This window comes from Candidatus Poribacteria bacterium (assembly GCA_028820845.1).
Taxonomy (GTDB): domain Bacteria; phylum Poribacteria; class WGA-4E; order WGA-4E; family WGA-3G; genus WGA-3G.
The window spans coordinates 65,919-73,039 of the sequence record JAPPII010000115.1 but is presented as its reverse complement, the minus strand read 5'-3'; the positions used below and the strand labels follow the sequence as shown (position 1 = coordinate 73,039).

The following is a 7,121-nucleotide window of genomic DNA, read 5'->3' as shown; positions in this document are numbered from 1 at the left end:
AAGCGACGACTGAGAATATATCAACTCATTTTCTAATTTTGCGTAAGTCCTATTTCATTTGATTTATAATGCAAATTGTTACATAATTATACCAGAGTAACTATATGAGGACACAATTAATGTTTGTTGTAATTACAGATACAAATTGCCTTTATACAGTTTTTGAGATTTAATTACCGCTTTTGTGTTAGCGGTAACTTAAGTGATTATAGTAAATTCTTAGATGCTTTAAGATTGTACAATGCCTTGATAGTTTTTGTGGCGTTCCTTAAAATCTCGCGGTCGGGCAGACCGAGAGTCTAAACGCTTCTGGAGCAGAAGTAAGACCCGAAAGGACGTCAGACACTTTAGTGGGTATGGCAAGCGGGCATCCTGCGACGAAGGAAGAATCCCACTCGTTTACGTGTGGGAGTGTCAATTAGCATACTTATAGAGTGTGCCTATACTATAGATATAGGAGCAGATGCGTGAGCTGAAGAGGTCTTGTGGTGTGTCTGAAAATCGCATCCGCAAGAGATCGAATTACTTTTTACCTTTATCCAAGCACGCACAATACATCAAATGAAAATTTGGGCTATCCGTCTCTGTTTTATAATTGCGAGCGCGGCACTTTGCTACCTTGTTTACGGTGGTGATGTGTTCGCTGTGCTTACAGCACTTGTCGTAGCACTTCTCTTGGTAGCTGCAGAATTCTGCTTACACATGTCCAGCACCCGCGGTATTGTAGCGAGCCTAATAGGAGTATCTCTGGGTTTATTAGTTGCTTTAGGCATCGTTGCTCTTTTTTCCCAACCATCCCGGAGTCTGACTATAGTCCTTGTTCTCGGTTTCGGTTATCTGGGAATGATGGTCGGTTACTATTTCTCTACAACCTTGGATTTTACCCGATTATTGAGGTCGAATGAGGCTACCGGCTCTCGAGAGGCACACGCACCTCAGAGCGGAAATAACTTCAAAATTTTAGACACAAGTGTTATTATTGATGGCAGGATTCTTGAAATTTGTCAAACGAAATTTATTGAGGGGACACTTGTTATTCCAAGATTTGTTCTAAATGAATTGCAACGTATTGCGGATTCAACGGATTCGCTCCGTCGAAATAAAGGACGGCGAGGTTTTGATATCCTCCGAGCACTTCAAAATAATCCAGCGATTGTTGTTGAGATTACCGAGGAAGATGTGCCACATCTCACTGAAGTTGATGCTAAGTTGGTCCATCTCGCTCAGGAGCGAGGCGCGACGATTATAACTAACGATTTAAATCTGAACAAAGTCGCCGAATTGCAAAGTGTAAAGGTTCTCAATATCAATGAGTTGTCAAATGCAGTACGTCCGGTGGTTATCGCGGGTGAGGTGATTCAGGTCTTTCTCCTTAAAGAGGGTAAAGAACCGAATCAGGGCGTTGGCTATCTTGATGACGGCACTATGGTAATTGTTGAGGATGGAAAGCCGTACATTGGTAAAACGCTCAACGTTGAAGTGACACAAATGCTACGGACGAGCGCGGGGCAGATGATTTTTACCCGTATCAAAGCAGATGAAATGGACGTTGATGAGGAGCCAGGTTTGCACCCTTATTCCCGCAGCTGGTAAAGGGCACCGCATGGAGCATGCGGTGAAAAAGCCATACCTAAAATTGGCGCGAAAGCCGATTTTAACGCATACCATTCAGCGGTTTGAGCAAAATAGTGCTGTGGATGCAATCTTTGTAATCGTTGATGAAGCGGATTTCACGGCATGTTACACCACGGTATTAGAGCCGTATTCGTTTACGAAGGTGCAGCCACTTGTAGCAGGTGGCGCGACGCGTCAAGAATCTGTCCAAAACGGTATACACGCGCTTCCAGCGGATGTTGATTTTGTCATCGTTCACGATGGCGTGCGTCCATTTGTGACGGATGAGACGATTTTCGCATGTCTTGCAGCGGCAGACGAATACGGAGCAGCTGTCGCAGCCGTCCCTGTGAAAGATACAATCAAAGTGGCGAATCAGGAAGGCTTCGTTCTTGAAACGCCTGTGCGTGAGCGACTCTGGGCAGTCCAAACGCCTCAAGTTTTTCGCAAGTCCCTCTTAGTAGAAGCACATCAGATAGCACAGCAACGCCAACTCACTGCGACCGATGACGCTGCGCTCGTTGAACAACTCGGTTTTCCTGTTAAGTTAGTGCGCGGAAATTACGAGAATTTAAAAATAACGACGCAAGTGGATTTACAAATCGCAGCGGTTCTCCTTGAGAATCGGGTATTTGAGTAGGCGTTTTTTGTTTTAATTTTTCGGATTTATCCTGATCAGAGCTTGCGCTTAATCTATTAAATCTATTAAAGGGGTAGAGTAAAATAATAGATACTTGCGTTAGAATACTTAATAGTATAAAATAAATATATAATAGATGCGAGTAGGTATTGGTTACGATATCCATCGGCTGGTCTCAAATCGAAAATTGATTTTAGGCGGCGTTGAGATTTCATATCATTTAGGTCTGTTGGGGCATTCAGATGCGGATGTCTTGACGCATGCAATCATAGACGCGATTTTGGGGGCCGCCGCACTCGGTGATATCGGGACACATTTTCCTGATACCGATGCTCGTTATGAGGGTGTGGACAGCCTCGTTCTCCTGCGGGAGACTGTAGAAAAGGTGAGACGACAAAACTATCAAATCGAAAATATAGATAGTACGATTATCGCGCAACGCCCGAAATTAGCACCTTATATTTTGGAGATACGGGAATTGCTTGCCCATGTCCTTGACATCGCTGTTGGACGAGTAAGCGTTAAAGCAACGACTGCCGAAGAATTAGGCGTTATTGGGGAAGGTAAAGCGATCGCTGCTCACGCTGTTGCCTGTCTTTCTCGGGTTGTAGGTGTTTTCTGAGCAATGTCAAAAGGAGTCCGATCTATAAAAAATGGGTATAAGAATCTATAACTCGCTCAGCCGACAGTTGGAAGACTTTGTCCCACTCAATCCCGACCAAGTATCGCTTTACTGTTGCGGTCCGACGGTTTACGATTACATCCACATAGGCAATGCCCGCACCTTTTTGGTGACGGATATTATCCGACGCTACTTGGAATATCGTGGACACACTGTTAAACTTGTTCAGAACCTAACAGATATTGATGACAAAATCATCAACCGTGCAGCAGAAATCGGCATCAACTCTACTCAGCTTGCCCAAGAATATGGCGATGCATTCCTTGAGGATTCAAGAAGGTTAGGTACTGAAGCCGATGTGCATCCGAAAGCGACAGAACACATCCCGGAGATGATTGCCTTAATTGAGACCTTGCTTGAGAAGGATTTAGCTTATGTTGTTGAGGGTAGCGTCTATTATCGAGTGAATCGTTTCCCTGAATATGGGAAGCTTTCACATCGGAAGCCAGAAGATTTGCTGGCAGGGGCACGGGTTGAGATTGATGAACGGAAAGAGGATCCGCGCGATTTTGACATGTGGAAAGCCGTGAAACCCGGGGAGCCTTCTTGGGATAGCCCTTGGGGCAGGGGGAGACCGGGATGGCATATTGAATGTTCTGCAATGGCAATGAAGCACCTTGGTGAAACCCTTGATATTCATGTAGCAGGGGAAGATTTGCAATTTCCACACAATGAAAATGAGATCGCGCAAAGCGAAATGGCGACTGGATGCACTTTCGCGCGTTATTGGGTACACGTCGCTTTTTTACAAATTGATGGCACACGGATGGGTAAATCCGAGCAGAACTTTATTCTTTTGCGAGATGCGCTTGACAACTACCCGACTGAGGTGATTCGACACTTTCTGATTTCGGCGCATTATCGGCACCCCCTTGATTATAATCGCGAGAGTTTGAGGAAATCCGAAGGTGCCTTTAGGCGTTTGCGCAATTGTTTGGAGGCCCTGAAAAAGTATGATACGCAGTTTGAGAAAGAAGAAGCAGGGACTTCATCCCTTCAAGGCGCGGTACAAGCAATGAAATCGCAATTTACCACCGCGATGGATGCAGATTTCAACACGGCGCAGGCGCTTGGTGCTATTTTCACCTTGGTCGGCGAAGCAAATAAATCGCTCAGTGCTGCTAATGAGACCCCTCCATTCGTCTTTGCAGAAGCCTATCGTGCGTTGACTGAGGTCTGCCAAGTACTCGGTGTTTATAATACGGAAGTCCGGACAGATGGCGACAACGTAGAGCAACGCGACCATCTCATTAACCTCCTGTTGGAGATACGACAGGATGCCCGAAGCCGCAAAGATTGGGATACGTCGGATAAAATTCGGGATCGGCTTAAACAACTCAACATTGAGATACAAGATACCCGCGACGGTGCGACTTGGAAGATTGTATCCTAACTGGAGGCATCGGGAATTGATAACTTTCTGAAAAGAAGATTATGTTCTGTGAATGCCCCATTGCTTTGTATGTGAAATTATTGTACCTATAACAAATAGCTCCAGCGCGAGGACTTGTACCTCAATGCTGTATCAAAGGAGTAGAAAGATAATGTATAGATTTATTACCCTCTTTGCACTGCTCGGTTGTATTGTTATTCTCAGCGGGTGCGCTGCCCTCTTCTCGGAGCAGGAATGGAGCGAAAATTATTCCCTCTTGGAAGGGACGCAGGCAACAAGCCCTCAGATGATTGATGGCAAACTCAATACGATTGGTGAAACAACCTTCCCTGCTGGATCGCAAGGATTCGTCGGAGCGAACCCTGCATCCCAGGTCGTGATTACCTTACCAGAAAAAAAGACTATCCGTCGAATCGTCGTGCATTCCGATAATTTGACAGAATTTGATATTTTTGCGGATAAAGGCAGCATCGCCGTTGATGCGGATTGGCAGCTCATTAAAGACGTGAAGAGTGTCAAAAGCAGCCCGATTAAGATTTCTCTGCTGATTCCATTCCCGACAGATCGGATTCGCTTGCGTGTTTTAGGAACGAAAGATGATGCACTCCTGAGTCGTCAGGAACGCGCCCGTTCCGCTGGGAGAGGATGGAATGTAGGCAGCCGACGCGCTGTTGGAAAAATCCGAGAGATTGAACTCTACGGTTATAAAACTTCTGAGCAGGTAGCCGTCGAAGAAGCCACCGATAGGCGTGAAAAAGAACTTGATGATTTACTCGAATTGGAGTAATATAGGGATGAAACCCAAGTTGGCTGTTTATACGCTACCAGCACAACTTCAGACTATAGGGAGCGGTTTCTAAACCGTTCCGTGAAACAAGGAGGCAACACATGCGTTTTGGATTATTAGCGATAATGCTCTGTGGATTGGTCGTGTTATCAGGGTGTATTCTTGCATCGAATCCGCCCTTTAACAGGAGTAAGAATATCGCACTTGATGCAATAAGCGAGGATAGCAGATTCCACGACGACAATATGCACACACGCGGAGAGACGGGGCCTATTCTTGAAGATGAGAAAGATGAAGCGTCTCAGATGGAATCCGATAAATACACGGAAGCTGTTCTCAAATGGCGGCAGCCCCAAACGATACAGCAGGTTGTTATTAAAGCCGAAGAAGGTCAACTGGAATTCTTCGCAGTCCAGTATATGAATGAGGCAGAAGAATGGGTCACGGTTAAAGAGGTGAAAGATAACCTTCGTACAGTGTATACGTTTACTTTGAGGGAACCGATTGTCACAACGAAGTTTCGGCTGAAAGTGCCACGGCGTTGGGATTCACGTCGCATAACCGGAGCAAAACGTTCAACACGGGGCGAAACTGGAGCACCGAGTGCACAAGAGTACAAGAAAATTCAAGAAATTGAACTCTATTACGCACTCCCTCTGGATCCAGTTGAAACAGCAACGGCGGATGCAGCAACGGCGGAGTAATAGCCTGCTATAGCCAAGAGGCGTATTCGGAAAAGACACCAAGGAATTTCATCTGTACATCGCGCAAGGCGGGAAAATGCTTTCTAACGAAACAATCAGTCTAATTCATTTTAACCTGATTCAAGGTGTTGGACTAAAAACCGTTCAAGTCTTGCGCGATGTTTTTGGCAGTGCAGCGCGCGCACTGCGAGCGACACCGAATGAACTTGCAAAAGTAGATGGACTTTCGCCCGCGATGCGTGAACTGTTGATTCACAAACCTGTCCTCTATCCCATAGAACGTGAATTGGAATTGATAAATGAGTATGGGTGTCAGATTCTAACACTTTATGATGACGCATACCCACTGCCCTTGAAGGAAATTGACACACCACCGCTTGTGTTGTATGTCAGAGGTGAATTGACTCCCGAAGACTCGTTGAGCGTTTCGCTCGTTGGCTCTCGGAATGCGAAGGATTACGGGCGAAAAGTGAGTTATCGACTCAGTTATCAGCTTGCACAACGCGGATTGACGGTTGTTAGTGGGTTCGCGAAGGGTATTGATACCTCGGCGCATCGTGGCGCACTTGAAGCAGGTGGTAGAACAGTCGCCGTGATGGGAAACGGGTTGAGTTTTATCTATCCTGCGGCGAATCGTGCGCTTGTTGAGAAAATTGAGGCAGCCGGTGCGTTGATTTCCGAATTCCCGATTGGCGTTAAACCGAAACCGCGGAACTTCCCACGCCGTAACCGTATTATTAGCGGATTGACGCTTGGAACCGTTGTCGTGGAAGCGTCAAATCGGAGTGGCGCGCTCATTACTGCTCGCCTTGCTGGTGAGCAAGGTCGGGAAGTTTTTGCTGTGCCCGGAGAGATTTTCTCTGAACTTTCAACGGGCACCCATAGGTTGATTAACGATGGTGCAAAACTTATCAACACCGTGGACGACCTCCTCAATGAACTTCCACAGTATGCTTTAAATCAGATTCAATCCGCAAGCCCCACATCGTCAGTGCCAGATATAGAAACTGAATCTTCCCAAGAACCGTCTGTTGAGAGGAGAGTTAGGAAATCTGTCGTTTCGCCACCTCCAGCCGATGTCCAACCACCTGTCCAGAGCACACCTCCACCAGATTTAACACCGGATGAAAAGACAGTTTTCGAGGCAATCGAACTCCCTTCATCGCATATTGATACAATCGTTCGGACGACACAACTGCCGATTGGTCAGGTTTCAAGTGTGCTTTTGATGCTTGAACTCAAAGGTGTCGTTCAACAATTGCCGGGAAAGCAATTTGCTAAGTCTAATTAATAACTCATCT

The 7,121-nt window shown here is 46.1% G+C and carries 6 protein-coding genes and 1 pseudogene; all 7 read left to right on the top strand.

What is annotated here, in order from left to right; translation table 11 throughout:
- The first annotated feature begins 948 nt into the window (after nt 1-948).
- The 7 genes and pseudogenes from OXN25_21915 to dprA all read left to right on the top strand — a co-directional run bounded on the left by OXN25_21915 (nt 949) and on the right by dprA (nt 7,111).
- Nucleotides 949-1,593: pseudogene (locus OXN25_21915) on the top strand (PIN domain-containing protein).
- A 22-nt stretch (nt 1,594-1,615) separates the two neighbouring features.
- Nucleotides 1,616-2,254: a 2-C-methyl-D-erythritol 4-phosphate cytidylyltransferase gene (ispD, locus tag OXN25_21910; GenBank protein MDE0427520.1), complete on the top strand. Its 639-nt coding sequence runs from the start codon at nt 1,616-1,618 to the stop codon at nt 2,252-2,254.
- A 136-nt stretch (nt 2,255-2,390) separates the two neighbouring features.
- Complete coding sequence (ispF, locus tag OXN25_21905; protein MDE0427519.1) at nt 2,391-2,876, top strand: 2-C-methyl-D-erythritol 2,4-cyclodiphosphate synthase; 486 nt, start codon at nt 2,391-2,393, stop codon at nt 2,874-2,876.
- 31 nt (nt 2,877-2,907) lie between these two features.
- The gene (gene cysS, locus OXN25_21900; GenBank protein ID MDE0427518.1) at nt 2,908-4,329 is read left to right on the top strand and encodes a cysteine--tRNA ligase; all 1,422 of its coding nucleotides are present in this window, start codon (nt 2,908-2,910) and stop codon (nt 4,327-4,329) included.
- Nucleotides 4,330-4,480: 151 nt separating this feature from the next.
- Nucleotides 4,481-5,116, top strand: coding sequence for a hypothetical protein (locus OXN25_21895; protein ID MDE0427517.1), 636 nt, complete (start codon nt 4,481-4,483; stop codon nt 5,114-5,116).
- 101 nt (nt 5,117-5,217) lie between these two features.
- Nucleotides 5,218-5,820 carry a hypothetical protein gene (locus tag OXN25_21890; protein MDE0427516.1) on the top strand — a complete coding sequence of 201 codons (603 nt, stop codon included), beginning with the start codon at nt 5,218-5,220 and terminating at the stop codon, nt 5,818-5,820.
- Between the two features lie 76 nt (nt 5,821-5,896).
- A complete protein-coding gene (gene dprA / locus OXN25_21885; GenBank protein ID MDE0427515.1) occupies nt 5,897-7,111 on the top strand; it encodes a DNA-processing protein DprA in 1,215 nt (404 codons plus the stop codon).
- Nucleotides 7,112-7,121: the final 10 nt, after the last annotated feature.

Excerpts from the sequence above, each read along its gene's own strand:
- cysS (MDE0427518.1), top strand. The coding sequence starts at position 2,908 with ATGGGTATAAGAATCTATAACTCGCTCAGCCGACAGTTGGAAGACTTT.
- OXN25_21895 (MDE0427517.1), top strand. The coding sequence starts at position 4,481 with ATGTATAGATTTATTACCCTCTTTGCACTGCTCGGTTGTATTGTTATT.
- OXN25_21890 (MDE0427516.1), top strand. The coding sequence starts at position 5,218 with ATGCGTTTTGGATTATTAGCGATAATGCTCTGTGGATTGGTCGTGTTA.
- ispF (MDE0427519.1), top strand. The coding sequence starts at position 2,391 with ATGCGAGTAGGTATTGGTTACGATATCCATCGGCTGGTCTCAAATCGA.
- dprA (MDE0427515.1), top strand. The coding sequence starts at position 5,897 with ATGCTTTCTAACGAAACAATCAGTCTAATTCATTTTAACCTGATTCAA.